At 39.9% G+C, this 18,967-nt stretch carries 18 protein-coding genes and 1 tRNA gene; 3 read left to right on the forward strand and 16 right to left on the reverse strand.

All coding sequences use genetic code 11. The features are described from left to right. The first annotated feature begins 226 nt into the window (after positions 1-226). A complete protein-coding gene (locus CH377_RS17110; RefSeq protein ID WP_243402108.1) occupies positions 227-1,075 on the forward strand; it encodes an endonuclease/exonuclease/phosphatase family protein in 849 nt (282 codons plus the stop codon). Between the two features lie 31 nt (positions 1,076-1,106). Here the strand turns inward: CH377_RS17110 and CH377_RS17115 are convergent, their stop codons facing one another. The 14 genes from CH377_RS17115 to CH377_RS17185 all read right to left on the reverse strand — a co-directional run bounded on the left by CH377_RS17115 (position 1,107) and on the right by CH377_RS17185 (position 16,359). Beyond that, positions 1,107-1,505: a type II toxin-antitoxin system VapC family toxin gene (locus CH377_RS17115; protein WP_100724968.1), complete on the reverse strand. Its 399-nt coding sequence runs from the start codon at positions 1,503-1,505 to the stop codon at positions 1,107-1,109. A gap of 342 nt (positions 1,506-1,847) precedes the next feature. After that, positions 1,848-2,555 (reverse strand): SCO family protein, encoded by a 708-nt coding sequence (locus CH377_RS17125; RefSeq protein ID WP_100724970.1) that lies wholly within the window; start codon positions 2,553-2,555, stop codon positions 1,848-1,850. Further along, positions 2,533-3,084, reverse strand: a complete 552-nt coding sequence (locus tag CH377_RS17130) for a toxin-antitoxin system YwqK family antitoxin (RefSeq protein WP_100724971.1) — start codon at positions 3,082-3,084, stop codon at positions 2,533-2,535. The genes CH377_RS17125 and CH377_RS17130 overlap by 23 nt, the downstream gene beginning before the upstream one ends. A gap of 12 nt (positions 3,085-3,096) precedes the next feature. Further along, a complete protein-coding gene (locus tag CH377_RS17135; protein ID WP_100724972.1) occupies positions 3,097-3,984 on the reverse strand; it encodes a YHYH protein in 888 nt (295 codons plus the stop codon). A gap of 92 nt (positions 3,985-4,076) precedes the next feature. Continuing rightward, positions 4,077-5,282 carry a helix-turn-helix domain-containing protein gene (locus tag CH377_RS17140; protein WP_243402107.1) on the reverse strand — a complete coding sequence of 402 codons (1,206 nt, stop codon included), beginning with the start codon at positions 5,280-5,282 and terminating at the stop codon, positions 4,077-4,079. Continuing rightward, positions 5,243-6,145, reverse strand: a complete 903-nt coding sequence (locus CH377_RS17145) for a lysophospholipid acyltransferase family protein (protein WP_100724985.1) — start codon at positions 6,143-6,145, stop codon at positions 5,243-5,245. The genes CH377_RS17140 and CH377_RS17145 overlap by 40 nt, the downstream gene beginning before the upstream one ends. A 67-nt stretch (positions 6,146-6,212) precedes the next feature. Further along, complete coding sequence (locus tag CH377_RS17150; protein ID WP_100724973.1) at positions 6,213-7,661, reverse strand: M20/M25/M40 family metallo-hydrolase; 1,449 nt, start codon at positions 7,659-7,661, stop codon at positions 6,213-6,215. A gap of 287 nt (positions 7,662-7,948) precedes the next feature. Next, positions 7,949-9,682, reverse strand: coding sequence for an ArnT family glycosyltransferase (locus CH377_RS17155; RefSeq protein ID WP_100724974.1), 1,734 nt, complete (start codon positions 9,680-9,682; stop codon positions 7,949-7,951). Positions 9,683-9,721: 39 nt separating this feature from the next. Next, on the reverse strand, positions 9,722-10,018 hold the full coding sequence (locus tag CH377_RS17160; protein ID WP_100724975.1) for a Cys-rich protein: 297 nt from the start codon (positions 10,016-10,018) through the stop codon (positions 9,722-9,724). Between the two features lie 31 nt (positions 10,019-10,049). Further along, positions 10,050-11,111: a dual-specificity RNA methyltransferase RlmN gene (rlmN, locus tag CH377_RS17165; protein ID WP_100724986.1), complete on the reverse strand. Its 1,062-nt coding sequence runs from the start codon at positions 11,109-11,111 to the stop codon at positions 10,050-10,052. Between the two features lie 8 nt (positions 11,112-11,119). Then, positions 11,120-12,022, reverse strand: coding sequence for a tetratricopeptide repeat protein (locus tag CH377_RS17170; RefSeq protein WP_100724976.1), 903 nt, complete (start codon positions 12,020-12,022; stop codon positions 11,120-11,122). Between the two features lie 47 nt (positions 12,023-12,069). Beyond that, entirely contained in the window at positions 12,070-13,482 is a 1,413-nt protein-coding gene (sufB, locus tag CH377_RS17175; protein ID WP_100724977.1) for a Fe-S cluster assembly protein SufB, read from the reverse strand. A 180-nt stretch (positions 13,483-13,662) separates the two neighbouring features. Next, positions 13,663-14,244, reverse strand: a complete 582-nt coding sequence (locus tag CH377_RS17180) for a peroxiredoxin (RefSeq protein ID WP_100724978.1) — start codon at positions 14,242-14,244, stop codon at positions 13,663-13,665. A gap of 114 nt (positions 14,245-14,358) precedes the next feature. Then, positions 14,359-16,359: a hypothetical protein gene (locus CH377_RS17185; protein WP_100724979.1), complete on the reverse strand. Its 2,001-nt coding sequence runs from the start codon at positions 16,357-16,359 to the stop codon at positions 14,359-14,361. Positions 16,360-16,469: 110 nt separating this feature from the next. On the opposite strand from CH377_RS17185, the gene CH377_RS17190 reads away from it, so the two are divergent. After that, the gene (locus CH377_RS17190; RefSeq protein ID WP_008595600.1) at positions 16,470-16,874 is read left to right on the forward strand and encodes a PaaI family thioesterase; all 405 of its coding nucleotides are present in this window, start codon (positions 16,470-16,472) and stop codon (positions 16,872-16,874) included. A gap of 23 nt (positions 16,875-16,897) precedes the next feature. After that, positions 16,898-16,981, forward strand: a tRNA-Leu gene (locus CH377_RS17195). Between the two features lie 3 nt (positions 16,982-16,984). Here the strand turns inward: CH377_RS17195 and CH377_RS17200 are convergent. Together CH377_RS17200 and CH377_RS17205 are read right to left on the reverse strand one after the other, a co-directional pair. Beyond that, complete coding sequence (locus tag CH377_RS17200; RefSeq protein WP_100724980.1) at positions 16,985-17,740, reverse strand: hypothetical protein; 756 nt, start codon at positions 17,738-17,740, stop codon at positions 16,985-16,987. Positions 17,741-17,863: 123 nt separating this feature from the next. Further along, positions 17,864-18,904: a multiheme c-type cytochrome gene (locus CH377_RS17205; protein WP_244283716.1), complete on the reverse strand. Its 1,041-nt coding sequence runs from the start codon at positions 18,902-18,904 to the stop codon at positions 17,864-17,866. Positions 18,905-18,967 lie beyond the last annotated feature (63 nt).

The following is an 18,967-nucleotide window of genomic DNA, read 5'->3' on the forward strand; positions in this document are numbered from 1 at the left end:
CAGTTGGTTTGGCGATTTCTTGCATTTTTATCTGAGACTTAGTATCAATTAAATTGATATTATTTGTACTTAGTATAGTCCATTTTAGAAGATAAAAGATCTCGAATACAAAACCTAAGTTTATGATAGATATGATTAGAACGATCGTTCTTAATATTAAGAAAATTCCTGGATTTTACTTTCTAATATCACTACAATATGAATTCAAAAATCTAATTTGGAAAGAATGATGCACCGCGCACTGATCTTATTTCTGGGAATTCCCTTCGCTTTCCTAATAACAATCTCCACTATCGCGAAAGGTCCTATAAAAAAACTCAAAGTAACAAGTTTCAATTCATACTTTTTATACGATGAAATCGGAGACTCGCATAAATTCCCTAAAGATAGAAAACATAGAACAGAAGAAGATTTTGCCAAGATCAAAAAGTTAATACTTTTAAATCATCCGGACATAATCGGATTCCAAGAAATAGAAAATGAAACTGCGCTTCATCATATTATAATAAATGAATATGCATGCACAGCAACAGTAACCCCAGGTTATTCTCAAGAATTAGGACTTTGTTGGAAAAAGGAACTGGGTACCCCAGTTATCAGCGAATTGGAACAACTTTCTCTTCGTCCGGGACTCAGAAAAGGATTACTTGCTGAGTTTGTATTCGATGGTAAGAAAGTTTCTGTTCTGGTAGTTCATTTAAAAGCAGGCCATTCTCCTAAAGATAAGAAAGAAAGAAAAGAGCAGATACTTGCACTAAAGGATATACTCCCCTCCTTGGGCCAGTTTGTTCTATTAGGCGATTTTAACGAGGTTTTAGAAAGAAGAGTAGATCTTTTAAAAATCCTACAAAGAAATCTGAAACTTAAAATAGCGAACTATAAACAAAAATCAGATTGTTGGCAACATCATGATGGCTTTATAGATTATCTGATCACTAATCTGGATTGGCAACAGGGAAGTTTTGTCCAAACCAAGTTCGAATCCGATGACGGCAATTTTGATGGAAATCCAAGTGCGGAAAAAGGCCTTTCTGATCATTGTCCTGTAAGTGCCGATCTGCTATTGGAGAGATGATTCAAATTAGTGATGCGACCTGGACTTACTTTTACCAAAACAATCTTAAACCCAGCGGATTATATTCCTTCAAATATCTATCTTTAGTAATAAACACAAAATCAAAACTTACGGCCTGCCAGATCAAAAAACGATCAAATGGGTCAGTATGTTTCCCAGTAGGCAATTTAAAATAATTCGCAAATATCTCAGGAGAATCCCCTATAAATTCGAATCCAATTTCTCGAATTTTTCTAGGCAATTGTTCAGGCGTTATTCCCTGTAACTCTAACTTTTTCAAAGAGAATTTCAGAGAAATTTCCCATAAAGAAATACTACTAATAAAGATTCGATTCTTTTGGTTTAGGATTTCCGATTCCACTCTATAAGATAGATTCTCCGGCTGAAACAAAACCCATAAGATCGCATGTGTATCTAATAGATAATTCACAGATTCAGAAATTCCTCCTCTGTCATTTTGAAATCATCTAAGATCTTAAAGGAGGCTTTTCCTTTTAGAATCCCCAATATTCTCTTTTTAGGTTTTCCGACCTTATTCGCCGGAATTTGGCTTTTCGTAGAAGGATCTTCTTGTTCAAACCCTTCGAAAGGAAATCGATATTTGAGTCCTGTAGCTGTTGTTTTCATAACCCAAGGATGTTTAAAAAAATTTAATGCGTCAACCAGATTGTCCCTAAATCATCCGGACCCCGCGGAATATTGGTTCCAAGTTCACGTTAACTTCATTTTCGGTAGCTAACACGAACTCGTTGTATCTGATCTTTCTGTGGAATCAAAGTTCTCGTTTCAAAACTTCTATATCCGAATTCAATTCTTGGATAGAAGACTTCATCTTACCGTTATAAATTCCACGCAATCTAAGTTGAGAATCCAAAAGATAAACATGATCTGAATGAAGAAAATCATTTTCAGTGAGTTTCTTCTTAGCATCCTCTTTCGGGATCGCAGTATCCGCATTGAAGGAATCTCTCGCTAAAGTATAAATTTCCTTTTGGTTCCCGGTTAGAAGTTTCCATTTTTCGTAACGGATCTTTCGTTTGGATCCATATTCTTTTAATACTTTCGGAGAATCCAGATCAGGTGTAGCGGAGAAGGACAAAATTTGGATATTAGGATCAGCCTCGAATTCTTTCTGCACCAAACTCAAATTGTTTGTGATAGTTGGGCAAATCCCTGCACATTTAGTAAAGAAGAAGGAAACCACAGTAATTTTTCCCTTACAGGACCCTTCTGAGACATCTTGATTTTCCTGATCCTTCATTATAAATTTGGAAATTTCTCGAGGTTTCGAAGAATTTTTATTCTCCCAAACAGGCTGTAGGTCTTTTCCAAAATACAGAGGGAGTTTGTCTTTTATGGGTGAAGAGAAGTCAGTGACCTCTTCCGAATATTCTTCTTTCGGATCTTTAGCACAAGAAACGAGAAGAGAAATAAGAACTAAATTGCAGAACAAAATTTTAGAATAAGATCGTATTCCCATCTTCATTTCCTCGGATCTGACTGCATAATTTTCCACCGGTCATTCCGTATGCTCGCCCTTGATAAATCACAAAGTTCATATAGATCTGCCCGTTCTCTCTCCACATCTTCTTTCCGATCACTTTTCCGTGATCGAATTTTGCATAAGAATATAACGATCCTGAATTTCTCCATTCCCATTGAGAACCATGGAACTGGCCTTCTGAGTATTCGTTGTGGAAACGTTTTTTACCGTCGGGGAACCAACCTAGATGAATTCCTATCTTCTTCCCTGCAGAAAATTCTCTTTCAGCTAAAACCTGGCCATTAGAATGTACATCCTTTTCAATCCCGTCAGGTAGGCCATTCTTATAGGAAGTTACTCTAAAGACTCCCAATTCTTCTGTTTTAGATTCCAAAAGTCCGTGGAACTTTTCTCCTCTATAAAAAACGATCCTTCCATTTCGAGTGATAGAAGGATCGGTACTTGCGACCCGAGCAGGATCGCAAGTAATCAAAAGAAAACAGATCAGGAATAAATAAAACTTCAATCTGACCTCTGATCAGTCCACAGAACCTGGAGTGCCCTTGAAGTAACTTCCGATAATGTATCCGTTCAAACCCGTATTGTTTTCTACGTGATAACAATACGTTGCATCTACAAATTCGGTAGTAGTGCAAGAAGTTGTGTGAGTAGTAGAATCCAATGTAGGATAAGAACCTGATTGGTTTTTCTTTCCATAGATCGGGAAACCATCCAGCATAAGCCCTACCATACTATTATCATCATTAGTGATCTTATAAGGTTCCGTATGATAATGATATTTTCCGGTATTCTGAGGATGACCTTGCGAAGGATCCATTGTGTAATATTCTGTTGCAAAAGAATCTCCAGGAGCTGCCTGGTTATTAAAGATCACGACGCCTAATGTTGTAATTCCCACGGAATCTGTTCCCGCATTTGACTGAGAACAATCGGTAACAGTAGGAGTAGTTGGAATCGTCATTGTAATATTCTGAGTTATAATATGATTCGGATTCGTGTGAAAACCACCTCCAGTGTCTATAGCTTCATAATAACTACTATCTGTGCCCGTATAATATGAACTTTTATGAGGAGGCCTATCAGTGGTTGTGATCACATAATTGGAACCATCCACAGTCACTGTTACACAATGAAAATTGGTTTTCATCCAGCAAGGAGCCTCTGCTGCAATACTAGTTACGCAAGTAGGACCTCCAAAACCGAGGCTATCCGCAGAATTGTTGATCGCACTAGGACAAGATGCGTTGGAAGTAAGAGTTGTAGGCATTGTAGTGGTGGTTTTAGGCGTACATTGTGAAGAAGACAATAAAACCGCCGCGGAAGAGAGATCAGTTCCTCCGGAGCTATCACAGTTCCATACAAGAACAGCAATAGCAGTCAATAGAATAGATCGTAAACGAAGCATAATTACTCCAAACTTGTTAGTTTAGAATAATCTACGAAATCTTTCGGATGAATTCGACCGCCCCAATCGGCTCGAACCATATTTTTAGGGTTTTATACTGAACCTACCTTGGAAATTTCTTCCAGATACTGAGTTGGTGTCTTTCCTGTGACTTTTTTAAAAGAAGTGTTAAAAGTGGATTTGGAATTAAACCCATACTCAAGGGCTAATCTCAAAAAATTAGGACGTTCTTCTGAGATATTTTCCAGAGCATAGATGATATCTTTGATCCTATACTCATTTACAAAATTATAGAAATTTGTTTCCAACGTTTCGCTTAATATTTGGGTGATATAGAATCTAGGAATATCCGTATTTTCGGAAAGTAAATCGATGGAGAATTCAGAATCTTTATAAGGTTTTTCAGACTCCATATAATTTCGGATCTTAGAAAGATAATCAGGGATCATATCTTCTCTCAGTCCTGACTTTTCATATTTTTTACGATCTTCTTCTACTTCCACTTCTGCTTTTGCGGTTCTCTCCTTAAATGCATGCAGCTCTCGATGTGTGTAAACCACAGTTTGCCTTACGCCGAACCAGCAAAAAAATACGGAGAAAGCTAATACCGCGGCACCTCTGACCAAACGAGGTTCATAGGTTTCAGGGCGAAGATCCGTAAAAAGTAAACCTTCTAACAAAATATGGACTCCGGTGGATATTACGAATAGTACCAAACTCCAATACATCCATCGTAAATCCTTAATACTGTCTATATTAGAAAAATGATTTACTATATTCTTCCTATGATTGTTCAAAAGTAGAAATGTCCAGGCGGAATAAACCAGCATAGAAGTGACCAGAAGACCACCATTCGGATGAAATCCCCTACTCGGTCTATGCCAATCATAAGGAGAAAATTCTTCTTCAGGAGGTTGAAAAAAGAATAATCTAGATAAAAGTATACATTGTAAGATCACAAAAGGAACAAAATGAAGAAGGTCCGCTTTTCTGAATCTTTTACCTTCGGTTGTTATATTTTGAATATAAAGTAATAATAATGGACCGTACGTGTAAGGGAACAGGACAGTAAAATCCAAAAACTCGGGGCCCCATTCGAATCTATGGACTAACAAATGTCCTAGATGAGGAGCCGCCAAAAATATTATGAATATTGAATAGATAGAATCGAAAGAATATCTAGGTCTTTTGGTAAAGATCAGAAATGCGGAAAAAACACAGATCGTGAATGAGATAATCGGGATCGCAGGAACCATCATTAAATTTGACCCGGGAAATCCCCCGGCTTGGTTCTCCATCTTCTATGCACCCAGAAATATTGTTCAGGATACAGTTTTACTTCTTCTTCTAATGCTTTGGTCCAAACTTCAGTGTAATGACGAATTGCAGCTTCTCTATCTGAGAATGCGGATTTATCTACGAAGCCAAGATCCTTAACTCGTACCATGACCTTTCCTTTTTCTCCGCATAAAACCGAATAGAGTAACATTTTTGCGCCGGTCAGATACGCCATCAATGCAGGTCCCTGGTAGGTCGAAGCTTTTCGATTGAAGAAGTCCACAAAGATCCCCACCTTACCCGCATTCTGATCGGAACCGAATCCTACCCAATAACCTTGTTTTAACATTTTAGTAACTTGGCTGGACTCTTCTGTGGAAACTAATTTGATCCCATTCTTACTTCTTAATTTATGGATAAGTCTATCCACATAAGGGTTTCGGACTTTTTTATAAATCCCCCCTCCCTTCATCCTGATCCCCATGAACTGTACAAGGATTTCCCAAGTACCAAAATGCCCAGAGATCAGAACAACTCCTACTCCGTCTTGTATCGTTTTCTGTTCGATCGCCAAAGACTCTGCATCATAAACCAGATATTTATCCATCCATTTACGGCTTAAACGAGGAGCGAACAAGGTACCTGCGAGAAGGTCACCTATATGAAGAAAACTTTTCCATACAAGTTCCTTCTTCTTCTCTTCCGAATACTCAGGAAATGCGTGGGAAATATTATCGTAAGCGATCTTGCGATGTTTTTTAGCCAGCGGATAAAGAAGACGTACCAAAAATCTTCCGTAAAATAAACACGCTCTATAAGGAAGAATTCTGAACGGTAGATAAAATAAGTATAAAAAGATATAGGGAATAATATAGCGAACCAAAGTAGATCCAATTCTTGTTTTTCGAACATAAGGATTCGATCCTTGTTCTTTGACAAGCAAAAAGACCTCAGTTCATCTGGTGTAGTATCTCGAATATAATCTGAGTTCCCAATTTTAAATTTTCTACACTGATACTTTCATTCTTAGCATGAAGCATAGTAAGTTCTTTTTCATTCAGAAGAACAGGAATCAGCCCATAACATTCCATACCAATCTGACGAAAGTATGCATTATCCGTTTTACCTGGAGAAATAAAAGGAGCAGCAACACTCCCAGGAATTTTACGAGTCGCAACGGAAGCAATCGTTTGGAATAAGATCGAATCCAGTTTAGATTTATCAGAATTCACCGTGGATGCAGGCTCCACTTCCACTTCATATTTTTCCGCGATCTTCTGGATCTCCTTCAAATATTCTAAAGGATCAAATCCAGGAAGAAGTCTCACATCCAGTTTTGCTTCCGCCAAAGAAGAAAGTACATTATGACCTTTACCTTCCTCCGTTTTGAGACCGGAAACAGATTTAGTATTTCTAGTGATAGCACTCAACTGCCTACTTGTACGGATCGGCCCGTACAATAATCTTCTCAAAATCGGAATATTTGAATTTTTTAATATGAAAGAATTCGGAAAACGACTGATCGTTCCCAATTGATAGAAAAATCCTTGGGTTTCCTCGGAAATACGGATATCCGTATCGTATTCCAAAACTTCAGTTAAAAATTTTAAAAGCCTAAGACTCGGATAATTTTGGCTGGGAGTGCTACCATGTCCCTGATCTCCTTTTGCCCTAACATTCAACCAAAGATTTCCTTTTTCCGCATACTGTATATTGAAGATGATACTTCCAGGAATAGCAACATCCTTGGTGCCGAAACTCCCCTCGTTCAACATGTATCCGTAACCTTTGAATAATTCAGGATGAGCCTTAAGTAAAAATCTCGCTCCTCTTTCACTTCCGGATTCTTCATCCGCCATACTTAAGAACATTATTTTTCTTTTAAGTGGGACCGCAGACCTTTTCAGCTCCAAAAAAGAAATGATCTGCATTGCAATCAGGCCTTTACAATCCAGAGCGCCTCTCCCATGAATTCTGCCGTCTTTAATGGTTCCTGCAAATGGATCTTCTGCCCATTCTTTAGGGTCCGCTTCCACCACATCCAAATGATTTCCGAGAATTAAACCATTTTCAGAACTCGGAACATTTGGCTCTAACTCAGCAATCAGATTCACTCTATCCGGAAACCCGGGCTCGGAGATAAGTTTAGTCTTAATACCTTCTTTTTCGAAAATAGATCTGATATATTCTGCTACTTGTTTTTCGTTTCCTCGTACAGACTTGATCCGGATTAGATCGGTGAGAATTTTAATAGTTTCCGCTTCTCTCTTATCCCAAGAAAGGATATGATTCTCTTCTTTAAGAGTGGTGTTTTTAATGGGAGAAGTAACACATTCTATATAAAAAAAGAGGCAAACGATAAGACCTAAACGGCAAAAGAAGAATCTATCTTTGAACATTCTCCAGTTTTAAGAGATTATCCATCTAACGTCCATAATTTACTTTAGCGGTTTTTCGCACAAAGGTCACAAAGAGCACGGAGACTCTTTAATAGAACTAACTCTTCCACGAGGTTAAATACTTACGTGACTCCGTGTGAAAAAGGAATTACAAAAAAGGGGAAAAGTAGCCCCAGGAGGACCCTGGGACCAAAACCAAACCAGGCTCATAACAAAGCCTACTTAAGAATTCGGTGGGTTTGTAAAATTTCCCTTATACTTTTTTTCCCAAAATTAGAAAAAAAGAATTATTTGGAATTCGCTGCCGTTGCCTCTTTTCCGGGCTTAAAACGGATCTTCCCTAAATACACCTTAGTAGTCAAAGAATCTCGTTTAGATTTTAAGAAGAAACCGAACTCAGGGGTTGCTACCTTATAACTCTCATATTCAGCAAAAATATCCAGATCCACTCGATTCGCAGTGAACTCATCAAAATGAGGCAGATATTTTTCGGAAATGAGTATCATTCTTTCTCCATCCTTCTGCAGAGCTTCGAAAAGAACTTCAGGATCGAATAATGTTCTAGTAATACGTTTAGAATAGAACGCGTAAGATCTTTTAGAAGCGGGAACACCGAACATCAAAAACTTCTCTTTTCCAGGTTCTGCTTCTTGGATAATCTCCCCTACCTCTTTAGATGGTTGATAAGAAATAAGTAATGGATACGCATACAAACTTACCAAAGTAAAGAAGAAGGACACGGATACAACCAAGGTCCCAAGTATCGCGTTTATTTTGAAATATAATAGAACGATCGCTGCAATTCCTAGATAAATCGCCACCCAAACATAATAGGAAATAGGAACATCCATAACTAAGATCGGAAATAAGATCCCAGCAAATACGAATCCTATACTAGTCAGATAAACTAAAAATTTTCCTGTAAAAGAAAGAGATCCCTCAGGGCTTTCGATCAGTTTAAGTAAAAATCCGGAACCAACAACTGCTCCCGCAGGAAGACACCAGTAAATATACTGAGGCAATTGGTATTTGGAAAAACTGATTAAAAATAAAAATAAGAATAACCAAAATGCGGGAACAAAATCCTGATCCTTCCATTCATTTTTTCGAATATTAGAGAATATATTTTTGCCCTTCTCTTTTACAAATCCTACCAAATTCGAAACTATCCAAGCTAGGAACGGCAATATGAATATCCCGAATGCCCAAGAAAAATTGGAGTAAAAGAATAGAGGATTGAATTTTTGGTCGTACATCTTGACGTAAAAACGACCGAAGGATTGGACCCAAAGGAAGAAATAAGGTCCGTAAGTATTAAACTCCAAATACAAAGGGATGGACCATAAGAATGGAGGAAGTAATGCTAAAATCCCCCCAGGGAAAAGTTTCATTCCGAGAAGTCTTTTCCAGTCTCTTCTGAAAAGAATATCTCCACCAATTCCGATCCCCGGAATCACAACTGCGATCGGCCCTTTTGTTATAAAGCCAAGTCCCATAGCGAGATACATCGCGTAATAATAGGCGGGATGTTTTTTGGTTCCCAAATAATAAAATGCGAATACCAAAATGATATAAGGAGTTACGTACACATCTATCTTAGGGTCCACCACCATTGCATACAAGCCGGGAGATAACGCATATAAGAATACGGAGATCCAGGCACGTTTGGTATTTCCAGAATGTAATTTGGTGATAGTAAACACTCCCCAAAGAGAGAGAAGTGTCATGAGGATTGCAGGCAAACGGAATGCGTAATTATTCTGACCGAAAAGAGTAAAAGAAGAACTAATCTTCCAGAAAGTTAGGATCGGTTTGTCCAGATATCTTCTTCCATTATCCCTGATAAAAAGCCAATTCCCGCTGTCGGTCATTTCTCTACCGATCTCAGCGTATTGGGAAGAATCAATATCAATGACATCCAAAGGAGCCGTCAAAAATAAAGGCAGAACTGCCACCGCCAAAAGAAACCAAATAGAATATTTCACAAAAGGGATGTTTTTCCCATCCTGAACGAAATTCATATTTTTATAATACTCCAAACTTAATAGAAAAACGAAGGATCAATCCATGAGACCGGATTCCATGAGGCAACGTGTAAATCCGGTACATGTTTTTTCGGACTCATAGCAAGGCATCGCGTATCCTTGTTCTCTCAAACATCCGGATTCACATTCAATCTGCATGAAACTTTTTTGGGAAGCTTCCATAGGTCCCTTGGCTTGGAATTGTTTCTCCACACAAGAGGTGAAAAACCCGCAGATCTCTTGGCATTTTTGTTGGTAGGGATCTTTACAATCGGTGATCCCGATCATAATAAAAGAAAATAAGAATAAGGTCGAAAAAAGGGACAGCCTCATTCCAGCTAGGTTATTCGATACGGATCTAAGGTCAACTTTTTGCGGCGAGCATTCCACATGCCCCATTGATGTCTTTTCCAGGGGATCTTCTGTTCAAGATAGGAACTCCAGCAGGTTCCAAATGGCGCAAAAACTCATCTATCTCCTGATCCGTAGGCCTTCTCCAGCCGAAGAACTCAGTGTTCAAAGGGATTACGTTTATTTTACAATCCAGTTTTCTTGCGATCTTCACCAATTTTTTGGCGTCTTCGGCGCTCATGTTCACGCCAGGGATCATCACGTATTCGAATGTGATCCTACGTTTTAGAACTTTGGTATATTCTAAGGCGGCATCTAAAAGTTCAGGAAGTGCAAACTTCTCTTCTATATCCATGATCTCTTTTCTTCCGTTCGGATCAGGATGATTGAGAGAAATTGCAAGATTATAAGGCTCTTTATTTTCTATAAATCTGCGGATACCGTTCACTACTCCTGAAGTGGAGATTGTAATTCTTTTAGCGCCCATTCCCAAAGCTTCTCCATCATGAAGAAGTTTTGCCGCTCGCATTACATTAAAGTAATTATGCATAGGTTCACCCATTCCCATGAACACTATGTTTGTGGCTCTATCGCCTACGATCTTTTCTACCTGTAGGATCTGATCTATGATCTCACCCGCTTTTAGATTCCCCATATAAGGAAGTTTCGCAGTGGCACAAAATTTACAGTTTAAGGTACAACCTATTTGAGAAGAAATACAGATCGTTTTCCTTCCGCCGTCTCCGGAAGGGATCCAAACTGATTCGAATTCTTTTCCACTTCTGGGAACAGATTCGAATGTGAATTTTTGGGTCCCATCTACTGATTTTAAATGTTTAGCAACGCTGATGGAGGAGAGGCTAAATTTCTCTTTTAATTTTTCCTTTAAGTCCTTCCCAATCGTGGAGAACTCTTCCCAGGACTCGTAACGATTTGCGTACAATCCATTATAAATTTGTTTTGCTCTAAAAGGTTTTTCACCAAGGTCTGAAATGATCTGAGTGAGTTCTTCTAAAGTATGGCCTTTGACAGGAATTTTTCCAGTTCCATTCTCCTCGATTTCAGTATTGGGAATGGTTTCGTTCACTTGCAGTAATCCTTATATTGTTTTTCTGCGTTTTCGTATCCTAGATCCCAGGATTTTTTATAATCTTTGCAGGATTCGGTTTTTCTCTTTAAGGCAGCGTAACCTAATCCGCGATTAAAATATGAGATCGAATCATCCGGTAAGATCCTCAAAACTTTGGAATAAGAATCCACACTATCTTTATATTTTCCGGAGGCATAATACGCAAATCCTAAGGCAAAGATCGCCCTAGGATATTCCGGCTCAAGCTGAACCGCTTTTTTAGCATCAGCCAAAGATTCTTTCGTTTTTTCTAATATACCCAGCTGGATCGATCTTTCCGCAAAAGCATATGACTTTATCAGACCGGAATTGATCGCCTTATTCATGTCCTTTAAACCTTCTTCTTTTCTTTCCAGACCGAAGCGGCTTAATCCTCTATAAAACAATGCATCCAGATTGGTTTGGTCCAAAGAATATGAGGAATCAAAATCCGTTTCGGACTCTGTGTATCTATTCAGATAATATTTGCTCAAACCCCGATTATAGAACGCGGAAGAATTTTTAGGATTTACCGCAAGATAACGATCATATTGGGAAATTGCATTATCATACTCAGATGCATTATAAGAATCTAAACCTTGTTGAAAAAGTTCATTCAATTCTTGCTCAGTAAGAATTTCAGCGGGAGTATTACGGCTCTCTGATTCTTTTTCTAATTGATCCAGAAAAGAACTGATAGTAGCAGTGATCCAGAAAAACACGGCGTTAGGAGTTTCGGTTTTTACTTCCTGCTCTTCGGCCGTTGACCCAGAACTTGTTTTTTCAGGTTCGTCAGAAGAAACAGTCTTTGGAGAAAAGATCTGAATCCCAGCCAAGATCAAACCAACTACCAGGAAAATACCTAATACTCTCTGCATATGATTTGTATGACCGGATTTTAGAAGGAATACCAGCTTTTTTCCGGTCAGGAAACAGAAGAATCCGAATGTTCGGAAATAACTTTCCCGTCTTCCAAGATCATTCTGATAAGCCTGGTCATCTCCACAGAATATTCCACGTTTAAGTGTTTAGTCACACCTTCACAAAAACCGTTGATGATCAGAAGTTTTGCGTCATCCTCTGAAAGTCCTCTGGATTGAAGATAGAACAATTGATCCTCATCGATACGAGAAACAGTCGCCTCATAGTTTAAGGTTCCATTCTGTCCACTTACATCATTATAAGGATAAGCATGTGATTGAGAACGATCATCCATCATCAGACCATCACATTTTACATGGCTATATGCGTTAGAAGAACCGGTGGTGAATTTTACTAAACCTCTGTAAGAGTTGATCCCCCCGTCCAAGGAAACACCTTTTGCAAGAATATTACTACGAGTATTTTTACCTACGTGAATGATCCTTGCGCCGGTATCCTGGATCTGACCAGAACCGGCAAAAGCCAAGGAAAGGATATCACCTGTAGAATTATCACCTTGTAATACAATACCTGGATACTTGATAGTGTTTGCTCCGATATTCACATCTGTCCAAGTGATATGAGCCGCTTCATGACAAAGACCGCGCTTTACGGTCCAGTTATACATATTCTTTTTCCAGTTTTGGATAGTAGTGTAGAATATTTTAGAATTCTTATGAGCGATCAGCTCCACCACTGCAGTATGGAAATTCGTGCCCTTGTCTTGCACAGAAGAACATCCTTCCGAATATTCTAATTCTGCTCCGTCTTCTGCAATCAGAAGAGTTCTTTCATATTGACCGGAAGAAGCCGCACTCACTTTAAAATAAGCCTGCAAAGGCATAGGAGTTTTAACACCTTTCGGAACGTAAGCGAAAGATCCTCCGGAAAATACTGCAGAGTTCAATGCGGAGAATTTATTATCCCCGATAGAAACAACGGTCCCTATATATTTACGAACGATATCCGGATATTCACGGATCGCAGTATCTATATCGCAAAAAATAATTCCTAGGTCGGTAAGTTCTTTTTTAACGTTAGCGTAAACAGTCTCGGAATCTTCCATGGCTTCGATCCCAGCCAGGTATTTTCTTTCATGTTCGGGGATACCTAGTCTTTCAAAACTTTTTAATACTTCAGGATCTACTTCGTCCCAGGATTTTTTCTTCTTATGATTTGCGCCTATATAATGCACATACTCGTCTATATCTACCTTGAAGTTGGGAAAAAATCCCCAACCAGGCATAGGTTTACTTTCATAAACTTTAAATGCTTCTAGACGGAATTCAGTTAGCCAAGCTGGCTCATTTTTAATATGGGAGATGGACTCCACCACTTTGCGGGTAAGTCCTTTGGGAAAATTATCCGCACGATAATATCTGTCTTCGTCGGAAATGATCTCAAGTGCTTGTGCCATAATATTCTTCTCCCATATCTTAGACTTTTAGAAAGAAAGATGCAATCCTTTCCGAAAGTCTTAAGTGCGAGTTTTGCCCGAATGAGGGCTATATAACAAGATTTTAAGGGGAAGGATGGGTGACCAGGAGAAATTAGAAAGGAGAATCCGGCCCTAAGACCGGATTTCCGTAAGAATGGATTAGTTTACCGCAGAGAAGTATTCTTTGGACTTTTCTGGATCCGCTTTCATGGTTTTCTTTCCTTCGTCCCAGTTTGCAGGGCAAACTTCGCCGTGTTTTTCCACGTATTGGAAAGCTTTCACCAAACGGATTGCTTCATCAATGTTTCTTCCTACAGGAAGATCGTTGATGGTAGACTGACGGATCACTCCAGCTGGATCGATAATGAAGGTTCCTCTCAAAGCCATTCCGCCTTCTAAAAGAACTCCGTAATCTCTTGCGATCGACTTGGTTATGTCAGCAATTAGAGGATACTTGATATCTCCTAATCCACCTTGTTTACGAGGAGTGTTTTTCCATGCAAGGTGAGTAAAAGCGCTGTCTACGGAAACTCCCAGAACTTCCGCTCCGATTTTTTTGAATTCGTCCAGTTTTGCATCATACTCGATGATTTCAGTAGGACATACGAAAGTGAAGTCGAGGGGCCAGAAGAATAGAACAACCCACTTTCCTTTATAGTCGGAAAGTTTGATTTCCTTGATTTGCTGACCGATTACGGCTTCTGCTTTAAAGTCCGGTGCGAGTGAAGTAACTTGAGGCATTTTGCTCTCTCCTATTTAGAATCATTCTAAATTTAGACAGCCAGAATGGAAAGCAGTTTTTCTTTTTTAAGGAAGCGAGGAATTTTTTTACAGAGAAACTTCTCTGCCAAATTTTCAGCCTTTGGCCATTAAGTATTTCTCCATGAACTCGGTGATGTCCTTGATGTTCCGGTTGATCATCTTTCTGAGTTCAGGAGGAATATTCTGTGATTTGATCACACGATAATAGTTCAAAGCATTCTTCAACATTTTACGACGAGCAAATTCCTGGGCCTTGATCAGCATTGGTTTATACTTATAATATGAGTATTCCATAATACTGTAATTCTTGGAAAGTTTGAATGAGTGAGGTATCTTCCCGAAATCATAGGTTAAGGTCAAGAAGGGAGCGTCATCCACTTCCGGAGGTTTTAACTCCAGAATACCATGGATCATTTTAGGCTCGTCGTCCCCTCCTCCACTTGGACCTTCCGGACGATCTTGGTCTAAAGGTTCGAGGCCTCCATCCAACACTTCTATTTCAGGAGCTTCTTCTGCACCTGGAGAAGGAGCCGGTGCAGCACCAGCAGGAGCGCCTGGTCCTGCTAGTGGAGGAATTTCAGGTTTATATTCCTCATGTTTAGTTTCATCTACAGGATCCGGAAGATCTATTTTAGGTAATTCTACTGGACCTGGCGCAGAAGCAGCTTCTCCGCTTGGACTAGGTGCAGGTGCGCCCTGCGGAGTTCCTTCAGGTTCTCCTCTAAGAACTTTATCTTCCGGATCCGGTAAACGGATCGGAACTAGATCGACCTGAGGAAGAACAGGTGCAGCATAACCTGGGATCTGATCTGAAAGTGGATATTCAGGTCTTGGCCAATCCTGAGGTAAAGGTTCTTCTAATGCTTGCTCTTCTCTCTCTTGGCGTTTTTCTTCCGCCTTCTTCTTGAGATAATCATCTCTCTCTTGGAAAAGATCCTCTTTTCTTCTATCGTCTTCTCCCCTTCTGTCTTTGCGAGAACCTTCTCCTCCTCTTCTTTCTCCTTGGGAACGACGATCTTCCCCTGTCCTTCTATCAACAAGAGGAAGGTCTTTAAATTTATCCCATTCATCCGTGAAGAATGTATCTTCCGGAAGATCCATTTCATTCGGATCAAGATGGTCCTGATCTTTAGGTTTTGGAGAAGGTTCAGAAGGAGCAAAATCTTCCGGACCGACAGGACCTGGTCCTCCACTTGGAGGCGCAGCACCTGGTCCAGGCGGAAATCCACCTGGAGGTGAAGGAACTCCCGCGCTATAAGAAATAGGTGCTCCCGGTGGAGGCGGAGGCATCGGTCCTGAAGAAGGAGCATATGAAATAATTTGATATGATACTGGTCCTGGAGGTAATTCTGCAGGAAGTTTTGGAGCCTCTGTTCCAGGAGGAGCTTGGATTTGGATAGGATTTGCAAATCCTTGGGAAAGACTTCCACCTAAAGCTTGGCTAATATCCTTGATCGCTCTGACCAGGTCTCCCATCGGAATAGGAGGTCCTGTATAATTCGGATCATCCGGAGTATAAGTCTCTTCCTCCGGTGGAGTGTTGATATGATCTTCTATCGCTTGGATATTATTATCTATTTTTTCATTAATATCCGAATCAGGAATTCTAGCGTTAGTTCTCTTTAAGATCTCAAGCGCAGCTAAGAAGTTTTCCTTATCTACTAATGCCTCCGAATGTAAAAGAGGTCTTCTATGATGCGCATAACGGGAGTTATTCCGAATGATATCATCAGTTGCATGAGGAAGTTGTAATTTATCCTTCTTCTTTAATCCTGGATAATTCGGTTTTTCACCGCCAGCAGGAGGAGAACTCCAGTCTTGGTCTGGTTTCTGCGCGTCTGGTTGTCCTCCACCTCTTTGAGCCGGAGAAGAAGCAGTAGAATCTTGGTCACCAACGTTGACTAATTTTCCTCGGTCTGCAGAAGAAGGAGTTCCTCCACCGGAACCACTCGACCCAGGACCACCACCTCCGCCTGAACTTCCACCACCTGGAGAAGGCGCAGAACTTCCTGAAGATCTACTCGGATCTCTGAATAAAGTGTATGCTCCTGCTCCCGCAGAAAGAAGTCCTAGTAATAAAAGTAGTGCAGTCATCTAAAAGATTCTTATCTATTATTTTCGACAGAGTATTACGTCGTTCTTAAACAGCAATCAGTAGCTTTTTCGGATTGACACCATGAATGTTAAGTAATAACTTGACATATATGAAATCAACGGTTCGGGAAAACCTGAGCTTCGGGTCTAGTCCTGACAATCCGGACGGTCTTCAGTTAAAGATCACCTTTGATGAGGACACAAAAACCGCTTACGGGGACTATACGGTTCCTGAAAAGTTCCAAGGGTCTCCAGATGTGATCCATCCCGGAATCATTGCCACTATTTTGGACGAAATCATGGCCAAAATCAATGAGGCGATGAATTTTAAAACAACAACAGGCGAGTTAACGATCCGCTTCTTACAACCCGCGCAAGTAAATCAACCTCTGCATTTACGTGGCTGGTTCGTTAAAAAGAACAAAAAAGTGATCGAAAACAGAGCTGAAATTGAGAACGAGATCGGTAAAATCGTTGCCCGCGGTAAGGGCAAATACATCGAACTCGATTCCTGATCCAATAAGGAATTATAAAACCCGCCGATGTGGTGGAATTGGTAGACGCACTGGATTCAAAATCCAGCGAGGGCAACCTCGTGTCGGTTCGACTCCGACCGTCGGCAGGGTTATTTACCTACAGAAGCAATCGCTTCTTCAAACGTATCCTTCTCCACTTGATCAATTGCTTCTAAAATCAAATCCATTTCTTCTCTAGTCATTCCAGAAAACAGTTCTTCTCCCTTGGTGAGAATTCCTGCGCCGAGCATAATACCTTCCACCTCTTCCGGAGTGTAAGTTTTCGGTTTGGACTTCATTGTTTTAACGACTGCGTCCATAAGTTGTTTGATCTTAGAAAGAAGTTCCTTATCCGAGAGTGTAGTAAATAGTTTTAGAATATCTTCTCTAAACTCGTCCGCGTCTTTTTTAGAAACGGAAGCTAGCACCTGATTAAAAATGGATTTGTTTTGGAGATCCTTCCCTTCTTTTAATAATTCTTTTGCTTTGGAAAACATGATCTCTTCGAATCTATGAGCGGTTACATAAGAATGTAAGGCTGCAAATCCGGCTTGGAATGCTGATTTTAAATGGCGGCCCAATTTGAATACCGCCATACTCAATGATCCCAAAAGACCGAATACTTTTGGAGGAGAATGTACAAATCCAGCTAAGGATTCAAATGCACCGTCTAATTTTTTTCTCCCCTCGTATTCTGGATATAGGAGTTCCAGGAAGTAACGTACCAAAAGATCCACTCTTTCTTCCGGAATAGAAGAGAATCTCGGATATTTGGATAGATTGTTTTTGGAATATCTTCTTTGAATCGCTTCCCTATAAGCACTTATCAATTTAGGAAATTCCGGTTCTTCTAATAGCGATCCCATACTCGGGATGAGTATTAAGAAGGTCCGTTTATTCGGAAATTGTTTTTTATATCAAGGCACAGAGTTTAATAAGCCTCTGTGCCTCTGTGCGCAACGGTTCCTGTGTCTTTCTAAACCCTGTGGCTACTTCTTCCAGTCCAAACGAACCAATTCATATTTAGCCGAGTTCGCCTCTTCCAGCGCTTTTTTTAAGTTTGGTAAAACCCAAGGTTTTGTATCTTCTCGGAAAGTATCTTTGTAGTTCCAATTGTCTTGGAACATTCTTTTATAATATTCTTTTGGATCTACTATGACTATAAACTCGACTCGTTTGAGTTTTGAGAATTCTTCCTTGGATAAACTTACACGAAGAAGAGCAGATTCTCCAGGAGAAAGTCTTGTATCAAAAAGTTCCTTCTCTAATTCCAAATCCAACATCCAGCCTAAAGTTTTTTCGGAGATTTTTCTTTTTTGTCCGGATATGGATTCGGTCCAAACTTCCAGATATACTTTTGGAACCGAATAACTAGGAAATGTATGTCCTACTCCGGAGTTTTTTAATTCAGAGATAATTTCGGCTCCTTCTTCTTTTGGTAATACTTGTAAAGAAGTTTGGACTCCTCGTTTTACCATTTCTCCATCGGAGATACCTTTCCATTCATGTCTTCTATCAGGCATATGACAATTCTGGCATTGTACATTTGATCTCGCAAATTCGGACCTCCTCCATTGTCCGTACGTATCCATCAAAAACTTTCCGTTTATCTGTTTTGCTGTTTCTGGTGATTGATGGCAGGTTTTACAAAATTCGGACTCTTCAAATTCTTTCTGAGGGATAAACCCACCATGAGAAATATTCGAATTTTGAAATATTTTATCTTTATTTCCATCTTTCGGAAATGGGCCGTAAACTTTTCCTTTTCGGAGATGACAACTTGCACATTGTACTCCGTTTTCTTCGCTGCCCGATTTCCATGTAGGCGCGGAACCTTCTCCCCAACCTAAACGAGAGAGTAACACACTTTTGGTTTCAGGGTTTGGGCTATGGCAGTTCATACAATTTTCGGATCCGTGTTTTCCAATCCGAGGTAATTGCCAAAGAAAGCCCGGGCCAATGGCCCGGGAGTGAAGAGTCGACTTCCAGGAACCGAACTGTTGTAAATGGCAACTCCCGCAAGAGCCCAATCCGAGGATTCGCTACCTTTCATTGATTTTGGAAACGCGTATTCTAAAGCAAATTGAAGTGCG

The sequence above is a fragment of the Leptospira haakeii genome (assembly GCF_002812045.1).
Taxonomy (GTDB): domain Bacteria; phylum Spirochaetota; class Leptospiria; order Leptospirales; family Leptospiraceae; genus Leptospira_B; species Leptospira_B haakeii.

Coding starts and splice junctions, on each gene's coding strand:
- CH377_RS17135 (WP_100724972.1), bottom strand. CDS start 3,984: ATGCTTCGTTTACGATCTATTCTATTGACTGCTATTGCTGTTCTTGTA.
- CH377_RS17125 (WP_100724970.1), bottom strand. CDS start 2,555: ATGGGAATACGATCTTATTCTAAAATTTTGTTCTGCAATTTAGTTCTT.
- CH377_RS17180 (WP_100724978.1), bottom strand. CDS start 14,244: ATGCCTCAAGTTACTTCACTCGCACCGGACTTTAAAGCAGAAGCCGTA.
- CH377_RS17160 (WP_100724975.1), bottom strand. CDS start 10,018: ATGAGGCTGTCCCTTTTTTCGACCTTATTCTTATTTTCTTTTATTATG.
- CH377_RS17140 (WP_243402107.1), bottom strand. CDS start 5,282: ATGGAGAACCAAGCCGGGGGATTTCCCGGGTCAAATTTAATGATGGTT.
- CH377_RS17200 (WP_100724980.1), bottom strand. CDS start 17,740: ATGGGATCGCTATTAGAAGAACCGGAATTTCCTAAATTGATAAGTGCT.
- CH377_RS17170 (WP_100724976.1), bottom strand. CDS start 12,022: ATGCAGAGAGTATTAGGTATTTTCCTGGTAGTTGGTTTGATCTTGGCT.
- CH377_RS17190 (WP_008595600.1), top strand. CDS start 16,470: ATGAAATCAACGGTTCGGGAAAACCTGAGCTTCGGGTCTAGTCCTGAC.
- CH377_RS17185 (WP_100724979.1), bottom strand. CDS start 16,359: ATGACTGCACTACTTTTATTACTAGGACTTCTTTCTGCGGGAGCAGGA.
- CH377_RS17110 (WP_243402108.1), top strand. CDS start 227: ATGATGCACCGCGCACTGATCTTATTTCTGGGAATTCCCTTCGCTTTC.
- sufB (WP_100724977.1), bottom strand. CDS start 13,482: ATGGCACAAGCACTTGAGATCATTTCCGACGAAGACAGATATTATCGT.
- CH377_RS17155 (WP_100724974.1), bottom strand. CDS start 9,682: ATGAATTTCGTTCAGGATGGGAAAAACATCCCTTTTGTGAAATATTCT.
- CH377_RS17150 (WP_100724973.1), bottom strand. CDS start 7,661: ATGTTCAAAGATAGATTCTTCTTTTGCCGTTTAGGTCTTATCGTTTGC.